This is a genomic window from Leifsonia sp. NPDC056824 (assembly GCF_042789575.1).
GTDB lineage: Bacteria > Actinomycetota > Actinomycetes > Actinomycetales > Microbacteriaceae > Leifsonia.
On record NZ_JBHUAV010000001.1, the window covers coordinates 1,536,569 to 1,557,649 of the forward strand.

23 protein-coding genes are annotated in these 21,081 nt (G+C 70.1%); 7 read left to right on the forward strand and 16 right to left on the reverse strand.

The genetic code is table 11. The annotated features are described in order from the left end of the window. Positions 1-26: 26 nt before the first annotated feature. From ACFRFH_RS07700 to ACFRFH_RS07725, 6 genes are all read right to left on the reverse strand, one after another. Complete coding sequence (locus tag ACFRFH_RS07700) at positions 27-623, reverse strand: TetR family transcriptional regulator (RefSeq protein ID WP_382462396.1); 597 nt, start codon at positions 621-623, stop codon at positions 27-29. A 288-nt stretch (positions 624-911) separates the two neighbouring features. After that, on the reverse strand, positions 912-1,175 hold the full coding sequence (locus ACFRFH_RS07705; protein ID WP_382462397.1) for a putative immunity protein: 264 nt from the start codon (positions 1,173-1,175) through the stop codon (positions 912-914). Between the two features lie 28 nt (positions 1,176-1,203). Continuing rightward, entirely contained in the window at positions 1,204-1,524 is a 321-nt protein-coding gene (locus ACFRFH_RS07710; protein WP_382462398.1) for an ATP-dependent DNA ligase, read from the reverse strand. Between the two features lie 251 nt (positions 1,525-1,775). Continuing rightward, entirely contained in the window at positions 1,776-2,870 is a 1,095-nt protein-coding gene (locus ACFRFH_RS07715) for a fatty acid desaturase family protein (protein WP_382462399.1), read from the reverse strand. 145 nt (positions 2,871-3,015) lie between these two features. Then, the gene (locus ACFRFH_RS07720) at positions 3,016-3,222 is read right to left on the reverse strand and encodes a cold-shock protein (RefSeq protein WP_369961448.1); all 207 of its coding nucleotides are present in this window, start codon (positions 3,220-3,222) and stop codon (positions 3,016-3,018) included. A gap of 635 nt (positions 3,223-3,857) precedes the next feature. After that, a complete protein-coding gene (locus ACFRFH_RS07725; protein WP_382462400.1) occupies positions 3,858-5,339 on the reverse strand; it encodes a PQQ-binding-like beta-propeller repeat protein in 1,482 nt (493 codons plus the stop codon). 54 nt (positions 5,340-5,393) lie between these two features. Here ACFRFH_RS07725 and ACFRFH_RS07730 point away from each other — a divergent pair, with 54 nt between their 5' ends. Next, the gene (locus ACFRFH_RS07730; RefSeq protein WP_382462401.1) at positions 5,394-6,035 is read left to right on the forward strand and encodes an NADPH-dependent F420 reductase; all 642 of its coding nucleotides are present in this window, start codon (positions 5,394-5,396) and stop codon (positions 6,033-6,035) included. A gap of 79 nt (positions 6,036-6,114) precedes the next feature. Continuing rightward, the gene (locus ACFRFH_RS07735; RefSeq protein ID WP_382462402.1) at positions 6,115-7,965 is read left to right on the forward strand and encodes an alpha-amylase family glycosyl hydrolase; all 1,851 of its coding nucleotides are present in this window, start codon (positions 6,115-6,117) and stop codon (positions 7,963-7,965) included. A 21-nt stretch (positions 7,966-7,986) separates the two neighbouring features. Here ACFRFH_RS07735 and ACFRFH_RS07740 read toward each other — a convergent pair whose 3' ends face one another. From ACFRFH_RS07740 to ACFRFH_RS07750, 3 genes are all read right to left on the reverse strand, one after another. Next, positions 7,987-8,280 (reverse strand): DUF2277 domain-containing protein, encoded by a 294-nt coding sequence (locus ACFRFH_RS07740; protein ID WP_382462403.1) that lies wholly within the window; start codon positions 8,278-8,280, stop codon positions 7,987-7,989. Positions 8,281-8,524: 244 nt separating this feature from the next. Continuing rightward, on the reverse strand, positions 8,525-9,010 hold the full coding sequence (locus ACFRFH_RS07745; protein WP_382462404.1) for an FBP domain-containing protein: 486 nt from the start codon (positions 9,008-9,010) through the stop codon (positions 8,525-8,527). Positions 9,011-9,300: 290 nt separating this feature from the next. Beyond that, the gene (locus tag ACFRFH_RS07750) at positions 9,301-9,747 is read right to left on the reverse strand and encodes a hypothetical protein (protein ID WP_382462405.1); all 447 of its coding nucleotides are present in this window, start codon (positions 9,745-9,747) and stop codon (positions 9,301-9,303) included. Between the two features lie 147 nt (positions 9,748-9,894). Between ACFRFH_RS07750 and ACFRFH_RS07755 the strand changes: the two genes are divergently transcribed. The 3 genes from ACFRFH_RS07755 to ACFRFH_RS07765 are packed head-to-tail and all read left to right on the forward strand — an operon-like array spanning position 9,895 to position 12,612. Next, a complete protein-coding gene (locus ACFRFH_RS07755) occupies positions 9,895-11,454 on the forward strand; it encodes a phospholipase D family protein (RefSeq protein WP_382462406.1) in 1,560 nt (519 codons plus the stop codon). A 59-nt stretch (positions 11,455-11,513) separates the two neighbouring features. Continuing rightward, entirely contained in the window at positions 11,514-12,029 is a 516-nt protein-coding gene (locus tag ACFRFH_RS07760; protein WP_382462407.1) for a GNAT family N-acetyltransferase, read from the forward strand. A gap of 31 nt (positions 12,030-12,060) precedes the next feature. Next, positions 12,061-12,612 carry a GNAT family N-acetyltransferase gene (locus ACFRFH_RS07765; protein ID WP_382462408.1) on the forward strand — a complete coding sequence of 184 codons (552 nt, stop codon included), beginning with the start codon at positions 12,061-12,063 and terminating at the stop codon, positions 12,610-12,612. A 19-nt stretch (positions 12,613-12,631) separates the two neighbouring features. Here ACFRFH_RS07765 and ACFRFH_RS07770 read toward each other — a convergent pair whose 3' ends face one another. From ACFRFH_RS07770 to ACFRFH_RS07795, 6 genes are all read right to left on the reverse strand, one after another. Further along, entirely contained in the window at positions 12,632-13,111 is a 480-nt protein-coding gene (locus ACFRFH_RS07770) for a hypothetical protein (protein WP_382462409.1), read from the reverse strand. Then, complete coding sequence (locus tag ACFRFH_RS07775; RefSeq protein WP_382462410.1) at positions 13,108-14,436, reverse strand: hypothetical protein; 1,329 nt, start codon at positions 14,434-14,436, stop codon at positions 13,108-13,110. Before ACFRFH_RS07775 ends, ACFRFH_RS07770 begins: the two co-directional genes overlap by 4 nt. 104 nt (positions 14,437-14,540) lie before the next feature. Further along, on the reverse strand, positions 14,541-15,272 hold the full coding sequence (locus ACFRFH_RS07780; protein ID WP_382462411.1) for a hypothetical protein: 732 nt from the start codon (positions 15,270-15,272) through the stop codon (positions 14,541-14,543). A 123-nt stretch (positions 15,273-15,395) separates the two neighbouring features. Further along, on the reverse strand, positions 15,396-16,082 hold the full coding sequence (locus tag ACFRFH_RS07785) for an SDR family oxidoreductase (RefSeq protein ID WP_382462412.1): 687 nt from the start codon (positions 16,080-16,082) through the stop codon (positions 15,396-15,398). A gap of 24 nt (positions 16,083-16,106) precedes the next feature. Beyond that, complete coding sequence (locus ACFRFH_RS07790; RefSeq protein ID WP_382462413.1) at positions 16,107-16,787, reverse strand: GntR family transcriptional regulator; 681 nt, start codon at positions 16,785-16,787, stop codon at positions 16,107-16,109. Then, on the reverse strand, positions 16,787-17,461 hold the full coding sequence (locus ACFRFH_RS07795; protein ID WP_382462414.1) for a GntR family transcriptional regulator: 675 nt from the start codon (positions 17,459-17,461) through the stop codon (positions 16,787-16,789). The genes ACFRFH_RS07790 and ACFRFH_RS07795 overlap by 1 nt, the downstream gene beginning before the upstream one ends. A 293-nt stretch (positions 17,462-17,754) precedes the next feature. Here ACFRFH_RS07795 and ACFRFH_RS07800 point away from each other — a divergent pair, with 293 nt between their 5' ends. After that, the gene (locus ACFRFH_RS07800; RefSeq protein WP_382462415.1) at positions 17,755-18,699 is read left to right on the forward strand and encodes a helix-turn-helix domain-containing protein; all 945 of its coding nucleotides are present in this window, start codon (positions 17,755-17,757) and stop codon (positions 18,697-18,699) included. Between the two features lie 36 nt (positions 18,700-18,735). Here the strand turns inward: ACFRFH_RS07800 and ACFRFH_RS07805 are convergent, their stop codons facing one another. Continuing rightward, a complete protein-coding gene (locus ACFRFH_RS07805; protein WP_382462416.1) occupies positions 18,736-19,455 on the reverse strand; it encodes a GntR family transcriptional regulator in 720 nt (239 codons plus the stop codon). Between the two features lie 136 nt (positions 19,456-19,591). Between ACFRFH_RS07805 and ACFRFH_RS07810 the strand changes: the two genes are divergently transcribed. After that, a complete protein-coding gene (locus ACFRFH_RS07810; protein ID WP_382462417.1) occupies positions 19,592-20,944 on the forward strand; it encodes an ABC transporter substrate-binding protein in 1,353 nt (450 codons plus the stop codon). Positions 20,945-21,081 lie beyond the last annotated feature (137 nt).

Here is a 21,081-nt window from a genome sequence, read left to right on the forward strand (position 1 = left end):
GTCTGCTCCGTTTCCAGCACCCCTGCCTACCCCGCCCCTCCGGTACGCAGACCGGGCGTGACGAGTCTCCAGAGCGCCTCGAGCTCGGCGTCGACCTGGTCCTCCGTTCCCGAGTCGATGGCCACCGACAGCACACCGAACAAGCAGTTGACGATCGTCTTGGCCGCTCGGGCGCGATCGAGGGAGTCCGGCGCGTCGCCGTCGTCCACCGCTTCGTCCAGGAACGGGATGAAGCGCTGGACCCAGACGTCGTACGGGTTGACGCCCTGCGGGACGAGCCGGAGCTCCTGGCTGAGCCGCATGGCGGCGCGGGTGCGGATGTTGGTCGCCATGGTCCGCGTCACCCGCCAGGCGAGGAGCCGCATGCCGGAGAGGCCGCGGCCGCCGTGGTCCCGGACGTCCTGAACGAGCGCCGGCCACGCGTCGAACCGCCCGGAGAGCACCGCATCCGCCATCGCCTTCTTCGACGCGAAATGGAAGTAGACGGCTCCCTTCGTGAAGCCGGTCGCGGCGATGATCCGGTCCAGCCGGGCCCCGCTGAAACCGTAGCGGGCGAACTCGGCGGCGGCGGCGTCGAGGATGGCTTCCCGGGTCTCGTTCGCTTGCCGAGCGCGTTCTGCCATCCGACGAACCTTCCTCGACAGCAGCGTGTTCTGCTTCGGTGAAGGATAGCGCGGCCGGGGATGCCCAGCGGAAAACCAGACGGTCGGAACGGACGACCGGGCGCGCTGATTGACGACGGCCGCATGGCCCTCTACTCTGTGATCAGCGCTGACAGGGATTTTGGTATGTTGGTGTTGCGTTATCGACGTCGTGAGCCGCGGGGGAACCGGTTCACAGTGACGGGAACGCATCGGAGGGCGGCGTGGGGGCGCCGCCCTCACCACTCTCACGCCGGCGCTGCTGGTGAGTCACGCTCTCCGACTCGGATCACAGCTGCGCCTGAATCCTCCGGATGGCGACCCCGAGCGCGCCCGTCGTGAGCAGCCCTGGCCCGAGGGGACCCGCGCTGTCCTCACCGAGGGCATCGCGTCGCGGGGCCTCGGATCCTCCGGTGCCTCTGCCTCGAACAGCACGAGCACCCGCGAGGCGCAGTCGGCCGCCCAGGCGGCCACCAGCCGCCGATCGGCGAGGCTCAGGGTCTGCGGTGACGGCACACCGGCATCGTGCCACACGTCGAGGCGCGGCGCGCCCGCGCTCGGCTCACGCCGTCTGCAGCGCCCGCAACGGTGCTCGTTCCTCGGATTCGATGATCAGTCCGCGCGAGCTCTCGGCGGAGTCCGCGAGCTGCTGGAGCCAGTCGCCGTTGAGCGCGGGGGTGCGGGAGCCGTCGAAGTGGAAGCGCAGGTTGCTGGACGGGTGCAGCCAGATGCTGGTGCGTCCACCGCCCACGGCGGCGGCGTCCTTCCAGGACATGGCGAAGCTCTGGCCCTGCCGGAGCTTGTTGACGATGACGATGTGCAGGTGAGCGAGGGTTCGGTCGTCGAACTGGTGCTCGGTGTTTTCGTAGCTGAGGTAGCCCATGATGTTGCCCTCCTTCGGTTAGTCCGGAAGGGGGGCAAAGAATCGGGTGCCAAGCGAGGCTTCACGTCAACCGGAGGTGCCTGCCCAGTCTGGCCCACTCGGCTGGAGAAAGGCCATTTGACGGAGCCGATTGCCAGGTGGGCTGGAGCGAACGCTCGATTTCCGCGTGAACCAGGACTTCTACAGCCTCAGCGTCCTCTCACACAGCGGTCCATAGCCGCTTGACATCCGGCGCCGGGAGGGTAGGAGGCTTACGCTCGGCGGTACTGGTTGGCCGCCGGGCAGTCGAACGGGTCGCGGGCGGCGAGGCCGACCCGGTTGAGGTAGCGGATGACGATGCCGTAGGAGTTCACCAGGCCCGTCTCGGTGTACGGGATGTCGTGGGCGGCGCAGTGCTCGCGGACGAGTTCGCGGGCGCGGCGCAGGTGGGGGCGCGGCATGTTCGGGAAGAGGTGGTGCTCGATCTGGTGGTTGAGACCGCCCATCAGTACGCTCATCTGCCAGCCGCCGCGGATGTTGCGGGAGGTCAGTACCTGCTTGCTGAGGAAGTCGACCCGGGAGCCGGCAGGGAGCAGCGGCATGCCCTTGTGGTTGGGAGCGAACGACGCGCCCATGTAGACGCCGAAGACCGCGAGCTGCACGCCGAGGAACGCGAACGCCATCCCGAGCGGCAGCATCAGGAACACGATCGTGAAGTAGATCGAGAGCCGCAGCGCGATCGCCACCAACTCGCTCTTCCGGCGCTCGACCGGGCCGCGGGCCAGCAGCGAGCGGATCGACGTGACGTGGAGGTTCACGCCCTCCAGGAGGAGCAGCGGGAAGAAGAGGTAGCCCTGGCGCCGGGTGATGACGGCGAGGAGGCCGCGCTGTCGTGCGGCGTCCGTGGTCGTGAAGGAGATCGTGTCGAACGCGATGTCGGGGTCTTTGCCCTCGGTGTTCGGGTTCGCGTGGTGGCGCGTGTGCTTCGTCATCCACCACTGGTAGCTCATGCCGACCAGCCAGGTGGCGATGAGGCGGCCCGCGCGGTCGTTGCGGGGGCCGGAGGCGAACACCTGACGGTGGGAGGCCTCGTGGCCGAGGAAGGCGAACTGGGTGAAGATCAGGCCGAGCGCCGCAGCGATGAGGAGCTGGAACCAGGAGTCGCCCAGCAGGATGAAGCCGGCGACGGCGCCGAGCAGCCCGACGCACAGGATGGAGAACATCGTGATGTAGAAGCCGCGGCGGCGCTCGAGGAGCCCTTCGCCACGGACACGGCCGAGCAGTTCGTTGTACGTGCTCGTGACGGGTGGCCGTGATTCGTCCCGCTGCCGGGTCTTCAGCACGGGCCCGAGAATGGATGCGGTCATTCTTTCCTCCGCTGGTGCGACGACTTCCCAGCCGAGGATGTGGGCAGATCGCCCGAGATGCCGCAAGCGTAGGCGCGGTTCCTGGGTGTCGCCGGTGTGGTCAGGGGGAGTCGGTGCCCGGCCTTGCGGCCGGGCACCGGAACCATCAGGCCTGGCGGATGTTCGCGGCCTGGGGACCCTTCGGTCCCTGTGCGAGGTCGTACTCGACCTTCTGGTTCTCGTCGAGGTTGCGGTAACCGCCGTTGGAGGCGATTTCGCTGTAGTGGGCGAAGACGTCGGCGCTGCCGTCATCCGGGGCGATGAAGCCGTAGCCCTTTTCCGAGTTGAACCATTTGACGGTGCCAGTGGGCATCTTTTCTTCCTTCATTCTTCGGGAGCCGAGAGGTCGGCTCCGGTCGCCGCGCGCGAATCGGCGCGGACGTCTGTGAACACCGCGGGGAACGCGGTGGGTCGGGGTGCGCCGGAGGAGTGTCTCCGCCTCGGCGATGCTGGGCGCTGTGCCGACGGGGCGCGAACGGCCGTCGAGCACGCGGAATCGTCCGTTTTCGAGCTCGGCGATGCCGGCGTACTCCTCGTCGATGGTCGCCACCCAGAGGGTGTCGTCGGCTTGGCGCCAGGTGAGTGCGGCCGGTGGTCGCAAAACGATGGTGATGGTGAGTCCTTTCGCCTCTCTCGAGGCGGGTGTCGTCGCGGCAGCGCTGCTGCGACGGAAGATGATGGCCGGGTCATGGGCGGTGGAGGCTGACCTCTCGAGTCCCGTGGAACTGTCGGAACCCCTTCGGGGATGTCGGAAGCCGGTAGAGGATGGCGGCCCCGCACGCGACACTCGGATGGGAAGGACCGGTTTCTGATGCGGGACCGTCACGGTCACACGGTCAGAAACGCGTGATCATGCCCGGCCGATCGACGAAACGTAGACTGCCGGACTCAACCAACCATACACGGTGCGCTTGGAGGCATACTCAGCGACTGCTCCGGCCACGCGGCTCACCCGCCCCCGCGGAAGGCGAACACCCCCGAATCCGTCCCCACCAGCAGCACCCCGAGGCCTGCGCTCGGGCTCACGAAGTGCGGCACGGTGTCTCCCACCGCCTGCCGTTGCAGCAGCGCGCCGCTCGACGCGTCGAACTGGCTGACCGTCCCGTCCGGGTACTCGACCGCCCACACCGTCCCTCCGATGACGACGGGGGCCCCGTTCGCGCCCGGGAGGCGCTGACCGCGCTGACCGGACGCGAGGTCCACCGTCTGGATGCCGCCGCCGCTGCACGGGACGAACAGGCGGTTCGTCGCCGGGTCGTAGGCCGCGCCGCCGTCGGGATCGCTGCCGCAGAGCCCGCCGATGCTCGCGACCTCCGACAGGTCGGACTGGCGGAGGACGAAGCCGACGTCCGTCTTCCCTGCGACGAACAGGAGGCCTCCGGGCAGCAGCACCGGATTGCCCGTCCCCAGGTCGTCGTCGCCGCCCGCGCCCTGGTCCTTGAAGGCAGCGAGCGGTCGCAGGTCGGGCGACAGCTTGACCACACTCTCCGCGTATTGGACGGGGTCGGGGCCGCCGGCCGGCGGGTCGGGGTTGGAGTTGCCCGTCGACACGTAGAGGTCGCCGGCCGCGTCGACGGCGGGAGCGCCGCCGCCCTGCCAGATCGCGCCGCCGTGGCCGTCCGCCGCCGCCTCGAACGCGACGATGCCGGGCGCACCGGTCTCGTTCACCCCGACGACCCAGCCGTGGTAGTCACCGCAGTCGCCGTAGTTGCCGCCGTAGGAGATGTAGACGCGGCCGTTCGCCACCGCGAGCGACGCCCGCTGGAGGAGATGCACAGGGTCTTCGCCCGCAGGAAGCGGCGGGTCGACGGTCTCCGAGAGCAGCACCTGTCCCGTGGCGACACTGAAGCCCTCGAGCTGGTGGTGCACCGCGCCTCCGCCGGTGCTCACCTCGCCGACGACGTACACGGTCCCGGTGGCGGTGTCCACGGCCGGGGTGCTGGTGACGCCGAGCGGGTCGATGTCGCCGCAGCCGGCGACCGAGCCGACGTCCGTCAGTGGTGCGCCGAGGGAGGCCGACCAGACGACGTTCCCGCTGCCCGGGTCGAGCGCGACCACGCGATCGGTCTCCGTGGCCGCGATCACCCGGCCGCCCGCGACGACGGGCTGGCCGAACACCGCGCCGCCGAGGTCGGCCGACCAGGCCCGCGCGAGCGAGGCGAGCGACGCACCGGCGACCACGGCCCCGGTGCGCGCCAGGTCGGCGTGGTACGAGGACCAGGCCGTGACGCCGGGCACCTGGACGGCGACCGGTGCAGACGATGCCGACGGCGTGGGACGGGAGGGCGACGGGGTGCTCGACGCACGGGAGGTCGTCGGCGACGGCGGCGCAGACGCGGTGCAGCCCGCGAGCAGCAGCAGGCCCGCCAGCGCGGCCGCTCCGAGGCGAGCGCGCGTGCGGCCTCCGGGTCCCCGCGTCGCGCGGTGCATGGCGACAGCGTATGCCTCCCGGAATTCTCCGGGGCCCCTCCGGTTGCACCCGACATGACGAACATCGGAATCATCGGAGCAGGACACATCGGCCAGGCTCTGGCACACACCTTCATCCGGCACGGCCACACCGTGACGATCGCGAACTCCCGCGGGCCGGAGACGCTCGCGGAGGTGGTCGCCGACCTGGGCCCGTCGGCCACCGCGGCGACGGCGGAGGAGGCCGGCGCGGCGGGCGAGATCGTGGTGGTGACCGTGCCGCTGCGCAACTACCGGGACGTCCCCGTGGAGCCGCTGGCGGGCAAGGTCGTGATCGACACGAACAACTACTACTTCGAGCGGGACGGGCACATCGACGAGCTCGACGAGGGGACCGCGACCACCTCCGGCCTCCTGCAGGCGCACCTGCCCGAGTCCCGCGTCGCCAAGGGCTTCAACCACATCGCCGCACGCGACATCGCGACCACGGGGTCGCCGGCGGGGACCGCGGACCGTCGCGCGCTCGCCACGGCGAGCGACCACGAGGGCGCCGCCGCGATCGTCGCCTCGATCTACGACGACTTCGGCTTCGACACGGTCAACGTCGGCCCGCTCTCGGAGAGCTGGCGCGTGGAGCGCGATCGCCCCGCCTACGTGGTGCGGCAGAACCGCGAGGAGCTCGAGGCCAACGTCGCCAGGGCGCCGCGCACGGTCTGAGGCCGTCCCGCTCCTCCATCGCGCGTCCCGCGACGGAAACCCCTTGGTCAAACGAGGGCAGCGCCCTACGTTGGGTCTCGTGAGCAGCGAGAGCAGCACGATCGAGGGTGAGCGTCGCGAGTTCGAGCGCAGGCTCGCGGTGGAGGGGGAGCGGCTGCGCCGGCTCCTCGGCGCGATCTACGGCGACCATCCGGGACTGCCGGCGGCGCTGGCGAGCACGCTGGAGCTCGTGGACGCCTCCTGGCGGGAGCGCACCGCCGAGCTCAAAGACCTCGACCGCCGCCGCTCGGAGCAGCCGGACTGGTTCCAGTCCAACGCGATGCTCGGCGGCGTCTGTTACGCCGACCTCTACGCGGGTGGAGTGCCCGGGCTCCGGGAGCGCATCCCGTATTTCCGGGAGCTGGGCCTGACCTATCTGCATGTGATGCCGCCGTTCCTCACCCCGGAGGGGAACTCGGACGGCGGCTACGCGGTCTCCAGCTACCGGGAGTTGAACCCGCATCTCGGCACGATCGACGACCTCCGGACCCTGGGGGAGGCGCTGCGCGGGAACGGCATCTCGCTCGCCGTCGACTTCGTCTTCAACCACACCGCCAGCAACCACGAGTGGGCCAGGCGCGCGGTCGCCGGCGACCCGGTCTTCCGGGACTACTACTGGATGTTCGACTCCCGCGAGCAGCCGGACCGGTTCGAGGAGACGACGCGGGAGATCTTCCCGGACGACCACCCCGGTTCTTTCGTCCAGCTCGCGGACGGCACATGGGTCTGGGCGTCGTTCCACACGTTCCAGTGGGACCTCAACTACTCCAACCCGGCGGTGTTCCGGGCGATGGCGGGGGAGATGCTCTTCCTCGCCAACCTCGGGGTGGAGGTCCTGCGGATGGACGCCGTCCCGTTCATCTGGAAGCAGCTCGGCACCTCCAGCGAGAACCTGCCCCAGGCGCACCTGCTGCTGCAGGCCTTCAACGCCGTCTGCCGCATCGCCGCGCCCGCGATGGTCTTCCTCTCGGAGGCCATCGTGCACCCGGACGACGTGCTCTCGTACATGCGCCCGGACGAGTGCCAGCTCAGCTACAACCCGCTGCAGATGGCGCTCACCTGGGAGGCGATGGCGACCCGCGACGTGCGGATGCTCCAGAGCGCGCTGGCCGACCGCCACCGGACGCCGGCCGGGACCGCGTGGGTGAACTACGTGCGCAGTCACGACGACATCGGCTGGACGTTCGCGGACGAGGACGCCGCCCGGCTCGGCATCGACCCGTACGGTCACCGCCGCTTCCTCAACGACTACTACACGGGCCGCTTCGAGGGCAGCTTCGCGCGCGGCGTCGCCTTCCAGTTCAACCCGAAGACGGGCGACAGCCGGGTCGCCGGGACGACCGCCTCCCTGGCAGGGTACGAGTCGGGCGACGCGGGAGGCCCCGCCCGGGTGCTGCTCGCCTACTCACTCGCGCTGTCGACGGGCGGCATCCCGCTGATCTACCTGGGCGACGAGGTGGGCCAGCTCAACGACTACGCGCAGCTGGAGGCCGAGGGGCGCCGGGAGGACTCGCGGTGGGTCGGCCGGCCGTCGTATCCGGCGCGGCTGTACGAGGAGCGGACGGATGCGTCCACGCCGGCCGGCAGCCTGTACGAGCGGATGAGGTGGCTGATCGCGCTGCGCAGGAGGTTCGGTGAGTTCGGGGGCGGCGAGCTGGTCGCGCTCGACACCGGGAACCCGAAGGTCCTGGGGTACGTGCGACCGGGCCGGGACGGGCGCTCGCTCCTGGTGCTGGCGAACTTCGGCGACTACCCGGAGCGGGTCGAGCCGTGGGCGCTCGCCGGGCAGGCGGCGCAGCGGACGGATCTCGTGACAGGCGACGGCCACGACCTGCGGGAGGGCGTGACGCTCGGCGCGCACGGGTTCGTGTGGTTGGTCCCGGAGGAGTGAGGTCCCCGTCGGACGCCGGCATCACACCGCCGTGCGGATCCGCACCTCCCGCTCCATCCGCTTCTCGTGCCGCTCCCGGCCCTTCAGCGCCTCGGCCTCTCGGGTCTTCGGCGGCGCGTTGGTGACGAGCTGGTCGAGCATGCGGCGCGTGGCCTCGGCGATCTCGTCGATCGCCTCGTCGAACGCGGCCGCGTTCGCTCGAGAGGGGCGCGTCGAGCCAATGACCTTGCGGACGAACTGGAGGGCGGCCTCCCGGACCTCGTCGTCCGTCGTGGGCGGTTCGAAGTTGTGGAGGCAGCGGATGTTCCGGCACATGCCGCGACGATACCGCCATTCAATCCCGGGTGTTGTGCGTCTTCTCAGGTTGAATGGCGGAAGATTTCCCGGTTACCCCCCCACAGCACGATAGGACCACCCCATGAGCTCGCTTCGCGATCACATCGAGCGCACCCTCCCCGAGACCGAGGGCATCGCCGCCGAGGTCGACGGCCTCACGAACACCGGCGCCATCACGCTTCCGCAGCTCTGACACCGTCCGCGAGGCCGCGGCCTCCCGGACTCAGCCCTCGGCGACGCGACGGACGAACGTCGTGACGTGCTCCCGCAGCGCCTCCATGCGCTGGAGGCGGGCGGCCTCCACGTCGAAGCCGACGTAGGCGAGCGGCGGTCGTTTGCGGACGTTCGCCGAGCACTCGAAGCCCGCGCACACGAGCGTGCCCAGCGTGTTGCCGTTGCGGCCCGCCGCGCCCGCGCGCTTCGCGATGAAGAAGACGACCTCGTTGGGCAGGTGCACGTCCTCGCACCACGAGCACTGCGGCCGGCTGCGGACGCCGCCGTCGGCCTTCCGCAGCAGGACGCCGACGAGCTCGCCGTCGACCTCCGCGATCACGTAGCCCTGGTTCGGGTTCCGACGGTCGCGCCAGCCGAGGTAGTCGAGGTCGTCCCAGCGCGTGTTCGCCAGGTCGGGGAGGGTGAGTTCTTTGCGCTCGCGCTGGGAGGCGTTGACGAAGGAGGAGCGGAGCTGCTGCTCGTTCAGGGGAAGCATGGATGGGTGTCCTGTCTGTCTGCGGACCGCGGCACGGGAACGGCGACGGGTCCGGCGTGATGGGGTGCTCGCGGGGCCGGCGCGGAACTGCGCGACCACGGCGCGGGAGCGCGCACGAAAACGAGCGGGAGCGTGCGAAAAATGGCGCGCCGGATCACGGGAAGAGAGGCGGGGCTATCTCACGCCGGCGATGGGAACGCCGACGACCTCCAGACGCCCGACGGGCTGAGACGCGATGAGCCGATCCACGCGGGTAGTCTACGACACGCCCGGGAGGCGACAGGCTCCGGCTACGCCCGCGAGGTGCTGCCGAGCCCGTACGAGGCGAAGAACGTGCCGCCGTACAGCGCGGCCGCGACCAAGAACCCGGCCGCCATCACGTACGACGCCCACTCGCTCCCGGTGGCGATCGTGCCGACGCCGGCGAGGAACGTGATCACGATGACGATGAGGCCCCACAGCGCCAGGCGCTGACCGATACCGGCCTTGCGCGCCGCGAGGAGCAGCCGGATGCTGACCACGACCAGGCCGATCGCGACCAGGATGTGCAGGATGACGATGATCGTGTCCACGACGATCACGAAGGTGCCCTTCGGCTCCCCGATGAGGTTGGCCGCCATCCCGAGCAGGAACTGGAGGGCCAGGGCGGACAGCGCCTCCCGCGAGCGACGGCGCAGGCTCTCGGTCGGGCTCGGGGTGGGGCGCGATGCGGCGGACGGTGCGGCGGATTCGGACATGGTCTCCCTGCCTCGCGATGCGGCTCGGACGCGACTATTGTGCTCCCGCAAGCGTCCGTCAGTACAGAGGCGCGGCGAACAACAGTAGGAGGTCCACTTTTGCGCGCCAGGGTCGCGGAGCGGCGTCCCCGGCGTAAAGTGCGAGGCGTGCCGACAGACGCCTCCGACTGGTTCCTGAGCCGAGCCGAGCGGGGGAACCCGGCGTCCGCGGTGCAGGCCGGGCCCTCCGGGACCGCGTCCTGGTCGGAGGGGAACCTGGTGCGGCCCCTCGTCCACGGCGCGACCTACTTCGCGCGTCTGCGCGAGGAGCTGTCGGCGCTGGAGCCGGGCGACAGGGTGTTCTTCACCGACTGGCGCGGCGACAAGGACGAGCTGCTGACGCCGGGCGGCCCGACGATCGGGCAGCTGCTGGCGGACATCGCCCGTGCGGGCGTGGAGGTGCGCGGCTTGGTGTGGCGTGCCCACGGCCAAAGCATCCGGGGGCGGATGAGCGGTCTGTCGAACGCGCTGCTGGGCCGGGAGATCAACGACGCCGGCGGCGAGGTCCTGCTCGACCAGCGGGTGCGCGCCTTCGGGTCGCACCATCAGAAGCTCTTCGTCATCCGGTACACGCACGACCCGGCCCGGGATGTCGCGTTCGTCGGCGGCATCGACCTCTGCCACAGCCGCCGGGACGACGTCGAGCACGCGGGCGACCCGCAGACGGTGGCCATCGACCCGCGGTACAGCGAGCGTCCGCCCTGGCACGACGCCGCACTCGAACTGCGCGGACCCGTGGTCGGCGACCTCCTCGACACCTTCGCGGAGCGCTGGGACGACCCGCACCCGCTGGACCATCACAACCCGTACCGGATGCTCGTGCAGCGTCTCGCCGATATGCCGCGGCACCCGAAACCGCTCCCCGAGGCCGCGCCTCCGCCTCCGGTGGCGGGAACGCACTCCGTGCAGGTCCTGCGGACGTACGCACCGAAACGACCGGCGTTCCCGTTCGCCCCGCACGGGGAGCGCAGCATCGCGCGCGCCTACCTCAAGGCGTTCGCCCGCGCCCGCTCCTTCATCTACATCGAGGACCAGTTCCTCTGGTCGAGGGAGGTCGTGGCCGGGATCGCGAAGGCGCTGCGGTCGAACCCGGCGCTGCAGGTGATCGTGGCTGTGCCGCGTTACCCGGACGACGACGGCGGGCTTTCGGGCCCTCCCGGACGCCTGGGTCAGCATCGGGCCGTGTCGCTGCTCCGCCGCGCGGCGCCCGACCGGGTGGGCGTCTTCGACCTCGAGAACGAGGCGGGCACTCCGATCTACGTGCACGCGAAGATCTGCATCATCGACGACGAGTGGATGACGGGCGGCTCCGACAACTTCAACCTGCGCTCCTGGGCCAGCGACAGCGAGCTCACCTGCGCCGTCGTCGGAGGGGACGTCGCGCGCGACCTCCGAGCGCAGCTCTGGGCCGAGCACCTCGGCCTGGACCGGGACGACCCGCGCATCACGGACGCAGCCGACGGGCTGGCGCTGTGGACGGAGAGCAGCGACGCGCTCGACGCCTGGCACCGGACGGGACAACGATCGGCCCGGCCGCGCGGCCAGGCCCGGCGCCACCGCATCGAACCGGTGACGTGGCTGCAGCGTGTGTGGGGGGAGCCCTTGTACCGGTTCGTCGTGGACCCCGACTCGCGCCCGGCGCGCCTGCGGGGGACAGGCCGGTTCTAGGGCGGTGCCGCTGGCGTCCGTCGTACGCGCCTTCCGCAGCCCGCGTGTAGTGTCGCGGCGTGGACGGTGACCGAGTGCGGCTGCAACCGTGGACCGAGGCCGACCTGGCCGTGGAGCTGCGGAACGACGCTGCGGACATGACGGTGTTCTTGGGCGGTCCGCAGGGTGAGGAGGTCGTGCGCCGGCGTCACGAGCGGTTCCTCGTCGGGCAGGCGGACGGGACCATCTCGCCGTTCACGGTGTGGTCGGACGCCGCGGACGAGCCCGTCGGCGCGGCGGCCTACTGGCAGATCGAGCATCACGGCGACGCCGTGTACGAGTGCGGCTGGTTCGTCTTCGTGCCCCATCAGCGCCACGGGTACGCGCAGGCGGCCGTGCGCCCCCTGCTCGAACACGCTGCGGCCCGGGGCGACCGCGACACCATGTTCGCCTTCCCGCGCGTCGACAATGCGGCCTCCAACGCGCTCGCCCGCTCGGTGGGGTTCGTGAACACGGGGGTCGAGGACTCCGAGTACCCGAAGGGCGTGCCGATCACCGTGAATGCGTGGGCGTTCGACCTGCGCGCGCTGCGCTGAGCGGGTTCGCCGCCCCTGTAGCGTGTCCCTCATGTTCTCGAAGACCCTCGCCTCCGGCGCCCAGTTCCGCCCCCTCGAGCCCTGGATGGCGGAGGAGTTCGCCGCCCACCTCGACCGCGCCAGGGAGCACATCCGGCCCTGGGTGGGGCCCTCGTTCGTCACCGACGACGTCGCGGGCGCCCGCGCAACCCTCGGCCGGTACGCCGAGCGCGCTGCCAAGGAGGGCGCGGGCATCTATGGCATCTGGTCGCACGGCACGCTGGTGGGCGGAGTGATGTTCGTGGAGTTCGTCCCGGCAACGGGCGGCTTCGAGGTGGGCTGCTGGCTGGAGCCGGGCGCCGAAGGCCACGGGCACATCACGAGCGCCGTGCGCGAACTGCTCGCCTACGCGTTCGACGAGCGCGGCATGCACCGCGCGGAATGGCGCTGCCGCAACGACAACGAGCGCAGCTCGGCCGTCGCACGCCGCCTCGGGATGACGCTGGAAGGCGTGCTCCGGGAGGCGTGGCCGGTCGGCGGGGTGTTCCACGACAAGCAGCTGTGGTCGCTGCTGGCGTCCGAGTGGACTGACGTTCACAGCTGAACGCCGGGACGTTCTGACGTCAGCCGACGTAGGAAAGGCCGGCGATGCTCACTGCGCCAAGGCTGGCGAGTGACGCGACGCTGACGGCGCGGTGGCGCGAGAGCCAGGGGAGCAGCATCGCGGCGACGGTCATGCACCAGATGATAGGGATGCCGAAGCCGATGAGCGCAAGGAAGAAGTTGCCTCCGAAGGCGGGCGCGACCGCAGCGACGAGCACAGCGATCCCAAGCGAGAGGACGAAGATCGCCACCCCTGCGCTGAACGGATGAAGGCGCCGGTCTCTGAGAACGCGGAGGATGATGAGCCCGACGACCAGCGTTCCCGCGGCCAACGGACCGACTCCCATCAGCGTGTAGGTGCTGACGATCCTGAAGGCGTCGGGTGACGGCAGAAGAAGGGCGAAGAAGAGCGCTCCGGTGAGCAGACCGACCCCCGCGCCGGCGAACATCCCGAGCGCGGTGTAGCGGGGGCCGCCCTTCTCACTGTTCACGGCGATCAATATGTCGCAGAACCGTAGACCTGCTTAGAGCCGCAGAGCCCGGTGAGGCAGGTGAAGCCCTCGTTGCCCAGACGAGCGAGCGAGCGCCAGAGCTTGTTGCCGTTTCCGTCGTCCCAGCCGCCGTAGATCTCGTGCGCGGGGACGGGGAATCGACTTCCGCTGACCTCGAAGGTGCCGCTGCGGTAGAAGCGCGCCCATGCGTTGTAGGTGATGGCTCCGGCTGCACAGAAGGGATTTCCGACGGAGTGATTGATGTACGCCTGCGCGTAGTTCGAGCTAGCGGAGATGTTGGAAAGCTGGATGCCGTTCGCGGACGCAGTGCGCTGCTCTTTGAGCACACCGTTCTGATAGAGCGTTGTCGGGTGCACTTCACGCGTCCACACCACGTCGTACGGTGCCGCATTGTCCCAATTGATGTTGATGAACACCGATGTGCGGAACGACGTGGAGTCCCACGGCGTGTTGAACGGCGGTGTCACCCAACTGCGCCCATCGCCCCCGAACGTCATCCCCGACTGACCGGCTTGACCGCAGCCGAGGGTCGTCATCAGGTCCATGTTGACGCGGGAATCCGGAATAAACGTCCGATACACGAAGCCCGAGACCCACGGCTGATAGCTTCGGCCGGTGCGCGGTTGGGCGCTCGTCGCAGGCAGCGTGACGGGAATCATCCGTGTTCCAACGGTCTCCCCGGATTCATCCAGAGAGATGACCTGGTAGTCATACCGTCGCCCGGTTTCCAGCCCGGATTCCGAGAAGGCCCCCGCCCGGCCCTCGGAGACGACCGCCCCGTCCCGCATGACCTGGGTAGCGGCCACTCCATCGCGCGATGCCCAGGCAAACGAAACCGAATGCGGGGTCAGCGCCTGGATGAACCGCAACTCGAACGTTGATGGGTCTGTCGGAGCCGTCGTCGTCTCTTCGCGAATCGTCTGGTCGTCGGCTCCCTCGACGAACTCGGTTCCCACCAACTCGGAGGGAAGCGAGCCATCGATCCGTTGCGCTTCCTGAATGGCATCCGACGAAACGTCCGTTGGAAGCGATGTCACGGTCGGCGCGTCAGCAGGGGCGCTTTGTCGAAGGATGACGACCGGGGTCCCGGAAGCGGTGTCGGCACGAGTCGTCGACTCGCCCTCGTCCCCTGTCGAGGATGTGACCCGCAGCGCAGCGCCGGCGGCGTCGGTCACCTGATTTCGTTGGAAATCGATCAGTGGCGGTGATTCAACGGGCGCGAAGCCCCATGCTGCGGGCGCGCCGACCAGTAATGACACCGCGAACACGAGCGATGCGCTTCCGAGAACGAGGCGACGGGTGCGATTCTCCAAGACGACTCTCCTTGCTTCCATGTCACATTGACAACTAAAGCCCAATATATGAGAGCTTTCAGGATGGAAGCAAGGGATCGCGGCGATCGCCGCGCCCCTCCGCCCTACTTCTTCACCGCCTCCCGCACCGCCTTCGCGTCGGCCTGCGCCTTCTTCACCGCAGCGCGCGCGGACGTGAGGGACGACTTCGCCGACGACAGCGCCGAGTGGTCGGAGTCGTAGGAGGCCGGGGTCACGGCCAGGGCTGCGGCGGCGACTCCGCTCGCGTCGTGGGACGCGGTCGAGAGTTGCGCGGTCATGTCGCTCAGGTCGGACTGCAGCGCGGCGGTGGACTTGGCCTTGTCCTTCCCCGACAGCAGAGCGGCGAGGGTGGACTGCTCCGTGGTGAGCTTGGGGATCGTGGTTCCGGTGAGGCGGTCGGCGTCCGCTGCGAGGCGGGCCTGGGGGAGGGCGACGGCGTCGACGCGGTAGGAGGTGAAGACCTTCGTGAGGTCGGCGGTGGCCTGGGTGGTCGTGGTGTCGGCGGCGATGGCGGAGGCCGAGGACTTCATGCCGGCGAGGTCGGTGTTGAGGGTCGCGAGGATGGCGGACTTGTCGCTGGAGGTCAGGGTCGTGTCGGCGTTGACCTTCGCGATCGCGGCGGTGAGCTTGGTCTCGCGGTCGCTGGTGGCCTTCGCGCCGGCGGCCTGGAGCTGCGCGAGCGTCTTGGGGGCGTGGGAGGCGGACGGGGTCGGCGTCGGCGTCGTGGTGTCGGCGAAGGCCGGCCCGCCGATGAGTGCCGCGCACGCGATTCCCGCGGTCGCCGCCGTGATGATGCCGATGGATCGTCTGGACATGGTTCTCCCGTTCAGAGGTAAGCCGCCGGGGGTTTTCCGGCTGAGTCCAGCCTCGTCGGGGAATGTTCGGGGATCGTAAAGGACGGGTTCGGGGTGGGTACGCGGTTCAGCGCCGCCGTACCATCAGCGCCGCCGCACCGGCCGCACCGTCAGCGCCTCCACCATCCCGGTGCTCGGCAGGTCGACCGCCACGCGCACGGTGGCCGCGACCATCTCCGGAGTGATCGTGTACGCGGCGTCGTATTCGTGCCCTTCGCGGGCGACGAGCGCGCGCTGCATGTCGGTGTCGACCCGGCCGGGGTGGATGCTGGTGACGCGGACGCCGTTCGGGCGCTCCTCCTCCCGCAGCGCGTCGGTGAGTGCGCGCAGGGCGAACTTCGAGCCGGAGTAGACGCCGCCGCCGGCCCCGCTACTCAGCCCCGACCCGCTGTTGATGGCGACGACCAGGCCGCCGGCCGCCCGGAGGGCGGGGAGGGTCGCCCGCAGCAGCGCCGCGACCGCGAAGACGTTGACCTCGAACACCCGCCGCCAGGTCGCGTCGTCCGTCTCGGCGATGGTGCCGCCGTCCTCCACGCCGGCGGACAGCACGAGTACGTCGAGCGGGCCGGGGAGCGCAGGCAACGTGTCGCCGGTCAGGTCCGCGACGAACGGCTCGGCCGACGGCAGCTCGGCCACCACGGACGCGACGCCCGCGGCATCCCGCCCGCCGACCAGGATGTGATGGGTGCTGCCCAGCTCGACGGCGATGGCCCGGCCGATGCCGCGCGACGCTCCGGTGATCAAGGCGACGGGACGTGAGTTCTGAGCCATGCCCCGAGCCTAGGCCGCGGAGGCCTAAGCGGCGGAAGACGGGGGAGTGCCGCTCCCGCTCCCCAGCTGGAAGATCCGCTTCGTGGAATCGACGACTCGCTCGTCATCCCCGTCCAGCAGCGCCTCGGACAGCTCCGTGTAGTCCTGCGCCAGCTCTCCCAGATCGGCGTCGAGCGCACGGTGGGTGACGGTGACGTGATAGCTCAGCGACGGCCCGGTCTGCGCGATCACCTGGATGAACACCGGGTTCGGGCACGCCCGCACGATCGAACCGAAGTACGCCTCTGCAGCCTTCGTGATCGAGGGGATGTCGCCGCTCCGATGCTGGACGGTCACCTCGCGGGCCAGCGCGGCGAGGCGCGTCCGGTCGTCGGGGGTCAGCTGCGGCAGGGTCAGGATGGTGGCGCCGGTGACGAGCACGCCGATGGTCTGGAGGGTGTCGCGCGCCTCCTCGGGGCGGGGCGCGATGACGGCGGAGTGCGACTGGGGCGCCGTCTCCACCAGGCCCTCCAGGCTGAGCGTGTGCAGCGCCTGCCGGATGGGTGTGCCGGAGACGCCGAGCCAGCCGCGCAGTTCGGCCTCGTCCAGGCGCTCGCCCGGCAGCAGCACGCCGGAGAGGATGGCCTCCTTGAGCTGCGCGTAGACGCGTTCGCGGACGAGCTCGCGGGGGGTGGTGGTCTTCTCGGGGGAGCGGGGGATCGGCATCAGTCGTGTCCTTCCCCGGCGGCCTGCGGGGCGTCGATGCGGAAGATCTCCCGCTCCGCCGCGGCCACAGCGTGGGAGTCCGCGGACGCGAGCGCCGAGCGAAGGGCCGCATACGCGTGCGCGGCCTCCGGCCAGTCGATCCGGAGAGCGCGGTAGGCGACCCCGACATAGTACGCACGCGCGGCGAGCGTCCGCGCGGCAAGCTGGAGCAGCACGCGGTTCGGGCACAGCGTCATCAGCCGCCCGTAGTACCGCTGGGAGGCAGCGAGCGACGCGTCGAGGTCCGCCGCCTCCAGTGCGGCGATCAGGCGGTCGACGTCCGCGACGAGAGCGTCCCGGTCGGCGTCGGTCAGGCCGTCCAGGGTGAGGTCGAGCACCCCGAGGACGAACACGCCGATGGTCTGCAGGTTCAGCACGGCGTCCTCCACCCGCGGCTCGACCACGCGGGTGTACGACTGGGCGGCGGTCTCCACGAAGCCCTCGACGGTCAGCGCGTGGAGCGCCTGCCGGATCGGCGTCTTCGACATCCCGAGCCAGGCTTGGAGCTCGGCGTCCTCCAGCCGCTCGCCGGGCCGGATCGTGCCGTCGAGGATCGCCGCGCGGAGCGACTCGTACGCGCGATCGCGCGCCAGCACGCGCGTCTGCCGGACCTCCGACACCCCCGGGACGGGCATCTTCCCCACTTTCTTTCGCGCGCACGCGCGTCCTCGACTCCGATCGTACCGAGAGAAGACGGATTGCTGGAACTAGAGCATGGACTAAAGTTCCAATCTCGACGTATACTCGCCGCAGGAAGACGATTCCGACATTTTCCCCCCAGGGAGGGCCCGCCCCCAGTGGTCCCTCCGCCCGACGGGCTCCCGCATTTCGGGTGCCGGGCGCCCGTCGAGGGGTCCTGCGTTTCGGGTACGCAGGACCCCTCAAACTTTCCGCGACGCCGGACCGGCAGTTCAGAGGAGTTGGCGCGATGGAATCCCCCGTCGATCAGCCATCGCCGACCTACGTCGAGCGCCGGTTCCGCTCGCGCGACCGCGACGAGACGCAGGCGTACCTGGCCGGCCACTACGGCCGGGTCGATCTCGGCCGTCGCTTCTCCGGCTACGCCGAGCATGTGGTCGGCGACGGTCGCTTCCTTCTGGCCGACGCGGCGATGCTCGGCGAGCTGCGCTGCGTGGTCGACCCGGACGTGCTCCTCATCTCGACCGGCACGCCGGGCAGCGGCTGGGAGGTCGGCGACGAGACCGGCAGCTTCGCTGCCGAACCGGTGATCTTCCAGCCGGGCCAGCAGTCCGTGCACCGGATGTCGGATACGCAGGGTCGCGCCGTCGCGTTCCGCGTGCCCGACCTCACCCGCACCGCCCGGCTGCTCTACGCGCGGGACGACCTGGAGCTCCGCTTCGACGGTCCCCGGCCGATCAACCCGCGGCGTGCCGCGTCCTGGCTGGCGACCCTGGAGGTCGCCAGGCGGGAGTGGAAGACGGGCGCGCTCTCGAACGACTCGTTGCGCGCGACCACGTACCGTCAACTCGCCGCGGCGGCGCTGGAGACCTTCCGGCTCGTGGGGGACCGGCGCGAACTCCGCGTGTCCGCCGAGCGCCGGGCGCGCGTGTTCCGCGTCGGAGCGCAGTACCTGCGCGACCACGCCGCCGCCCCGATCACCATCGAGGACGCCGCTTTCGCCGCCGGCGCCTCCACCGGCGAGCTCGTGCTCGCCTTCCGTTCCCGCGCGGACGGCGTCGGCCCGACCGCCTACCTGCGGCGGTCCCGGCTGAGCGCCGCGCACGACCAGCTCTCCAGCACACCGATCACCGTGCGCGCGGCGGCGGAGCTGTGGGGCTTCTCGTCGGAGGCCGTCTTCGTGCGCGCCTACCGCGAGGAGTACGGCGCGGACCCGGTGGGGTCCGACGCCTAGACGGAGGACCGCTGAGCCGCTGGGCCGGCGGGGTCGTCAGCCGGCCCGGTACAGATCCGCCTCGAACCGGTACGCGTCCCCCCGGTAGGTGTTCAGGCCGAGCAGCACCGGGCCGCCCGCCCGCTCGTACGCGATTTCGCGACCGATCAGCACAGGGCTCCCCGCCGCGATGTGCAGCAGCCCGGCGATGTCCGCGTTCGCGGCGTCGGCCTGGACGCTGTACGCGCTGCGGTAGATGTCGACCGAGCACAGCGTCTGCAGCGACTCGTACAGCGACGCGTCGGTGAGGTCGGCTTCCACCAGGGGTGCCGCGACCGAGAGCGGGATGACATTGGTGTCGACGCAGATCGGCGTGGAGTTCATCCCGCGCAGCCGCACCAGCACGAGCACGTCGGCGCCGGCGACGATGCCGAGCCGTTCTGCCTCGTCGATGGTGGCCGATCGGACGCTCTTCTCGAGCACCTGGGCTGTCGGCGTGTGGCCGCGCAGCCGGGCCATCTCGCTGAAGCTCTGCAGCGTGCTCGGCGGCTCCCCGACCGTGGGGCTGGGGACGAACCAGCCGCGCTGGGCCGAGCGCGCGATGCGGCCCTGGCGCTCCAGGTCCTCCAGGGCCGTGCGGATGGTGCTGCGGCTGACATGGAGGCCCTCGGCGAGCTGCCGTTCGCCGGGCAGCCGGGTGCCCGGCGGGTACACGCCGTGGTTCAGGGACGTGTTCAGGTCGCGGGTGACGCGCTCTGCGATCGTCGGTGTCTTCACAGGAAGTGACCATACCAGTTCGACCGATGGCTGTTAATACGTTCTCGAATGGACTATCTGGTTTGGTTATGGTTACGGTTGGTTCCGCGCCGGTCCTCGGCGCCACCCCCATGCTCACGAGTTAAAGGAGACTCGCATGAAAAAGAGGCACCTCGCAGGAGCCCTCGCGCTCACCGCTGGACTGGCCCTCGGCCTGACGGCGTGCGCCCCAGGAGGCTCCAGCGCTGCGGGCTCCTCGCACGCCGTCTCGAAGGATGTTTCCGGCAAGCCCGTCACCCTCAAGATCCTCGACTTCTGGCAGGGCGACGAGGGGAAGTGGATGGACTCGGTCGTCACGGCCTTCGAGAGGCAGCACCCGAACATCACCATCAAGCGCACCACGCAGGACTGGGGCCAGGTGATGAACACCCTGAACCTCCGCCTCGCGGACCCGAACGGTCCCGACATCGCGCTCGTCAACAACGGCTGGCAGTCGATGGGCACGCTCGCCAAGGGCGGCCGCATCCTCAACCTGGACGCCTACTCCGACCTGTACGGCTGGAAGAAGGAGATCCCGGACACGATCGCCCGCCAGCTCGAGTTCACCCCGGACGGCAAGCAGATGGGCACCGGCTCGCTGTACGCCACCCCGGCGGCGCGCTCGTCGCTGATCGGCCTGTACTACAACAAGGCGATCCTCGACAAGCTGAGCCTCCCCGTGCCGAAGACGCTGGCCGACTTCGAGAAGGACGCCGCAGCGGTCAAGGCCGCCGGCATCACCCCGATCGCGTACGGCTCGCAGGACAAGGGCTCGGCGACCTCCATCCTCTTCGCCACGCAGGACCTGTACGGGACGTCGAAGAACATCGGCGACTTCGTCTACTCCAGCGGCAAGGTCCCGATCACCTCGACCGGTATCGTCGACGCCGCCAAGGACGTCAAGAAGTGGGCGGACGACGGCTGGTTCACGGCGAACTACCCCGGCGTGCAGTACGCCGACGCGCAGGCCGAGTTCCTGGGCGGCAAGGCTGCGTTCCGCTTCGAGTACACCGGCTCGCTCGGCTTCTCGGACGCGCAGAAGCAGACCATGGGCTACGTGCAGCTCCCGCAGGTGCAGGGCGGCAAGGTGGTCGGCACCGGCTCGACCGCGGCCAACCTGTCCATCTCGGCCAAGTCGAAGCACCCGGACGCCGCGGCGGCCTTCCTCGACTTCATGGCGTCGAAGACCGCAGCCCAGCAGGCGGTCGGCCACGGCTTCCTCCCGCTGCTGCACTCGGGCCTCAGCACCCCGAGCGGCAACCCGGAGCTCTCCACCGAGATCTCGGCGCAGCAGAAGCTCGACACCGGCAACGGCTACGTGCCCTACTTCGACTGGTCCACCCCGACGATGATCGACACGGTCGGCGGACAGCTCCAGCAACTCTACGCCGGCCAGGTCACGCCCGACCAGCTCGCGGCGGCCGGTCAGAAGGACTACGACGCCTTCCAGGCCCAGCGGAAGCAGGGCTGACGGGATGACCTCGTCCCAGGTGGTGGGGCGGGCGGGAGCGCCCGCCCCGGCACCCGCGGCCCCCCGCCCCCCCCCGCCGCCCCCCCCCCGCGCGGGCCCGGGGCGGCGCCCCCCGCGGCGCTCGCCGCCGCCTACCC

Bases quoted from the DNA above. Each gene is read 5' to 3' on its own strand.
- ACFRFH_RS07700 (WP_382462396.1), bottom strand. From the start codon at position 623: ATGGCAGAACGCGCTCGGCAAGCGAACGAGACCCGGGAAGCCATCCTC.
- ACFRFH_RS07710 (WP_382462398.1), bottom strand. From the start codon at position 1,524: ATGGGCTACCTCAGCTACGAAAACACCGAGCACCAGTTCGACGACCGA.
- ACFRFH_RS07715 (WP_382462399.1), bottom strand. From the start codon at position 2,870: ATGACCGCATCCATTCTCGGGCCCGTGCTGAAGACCCGGCAGCGGGAC.
- ACFRFH_RS07720 (WP_369961448.1), bottom strand. From the start codon at position 3,222: ATGCCCACTGGCACCGTCAAATGGTTCAACTCGGAAAAGGGCTACGGC.
- ACFRFH_RS07725 (WP_382462400.1), bottom strand. From the start codon at position 5,339: ATGCACCGCGCGACGCGGGGACCCGGAGGCCGCACGCGCGCTCGCCTC.
- ACFRFH_RS07730 (WP_382462401.1), top strand. From the start codon at position 5,394: ATGACGAACATCGGAATCATCGGAGCAGGACACATCGGCCAGGCTCTG.
- ACFRFH_RS07740 (WP_382462403.1), bottom strand. From the start codon at position 8,280: ATGTGCCGGAACATCCGCTGCCTCCACAACTTCGAACCGCCCACGACG.
- ACFRFH_RS07745 (WP_382462404.1), bottom strand. From the start codon at position 9,010: ATGCTTCCCCTGAACGAGCAGCAGCTCCGCTCCTCCTTCGTCAACGCC.
- ACFRFH_RS07750 (WP_382462405.1), bottom strand. From the start codon at position 9,747: ATGTCCGAATCCGCCGCACCGTCCGCCGCATCGCGCCCCACCCCGAGC.
- ACFRFH_RS07765 (WP_382462408.1), top strand. From the start codon at position 12,061: ATGTTCTCGAAGACCCTCGCCTCCGGCGCCCAGTTCCGCCCCCTCGAG.
- ACFRFH_RS07780 (WP_382462411.1), bottom strand. From the start codon at position 15,272: ATGTCCAGACGATCCATCGGCATCATCACGGCGGCGACCGCGGGAATC.
- ACFRFH_RS07785 (WP_382462412.1), bottom strand. From the start codon at position 16,082: ATGGCTCAGAACTCACGTCCCGTCGCCTTGATCACCGGAGCGTCGCGC.
- ACFRFH_RS07790 (WP_382462413.1), bottom strand. From the start codon at position 16,787: ATGCCGATCCCCCGCTCCCCCGAGAAGACCACCACCCCCCGCGAGCTC.
- ACFRFH_RS07795 (WP_382462414.1), bottom strand. From the start codon at position 17,461: ATGCCCGTCCCGGGGGTGTCGGAGGTCCGGCAGACGCGCGTGCTGGCG.
- ACFRFH_RS07800 (WP_382462415.1), top strand. From the start codon at position 17,755: ATGGAATCCCCCGTCGATCAGCCATCGCCGACCTACGTCGAGCGCCGG.
- ACFRFH_RS07810 (WP_382462417.1), top strand. From the start codon at position 19,592: ATGAAAAAGAGGCACCTCGCAGGAGCCCTCGCGCTCACCGCTGGACTG.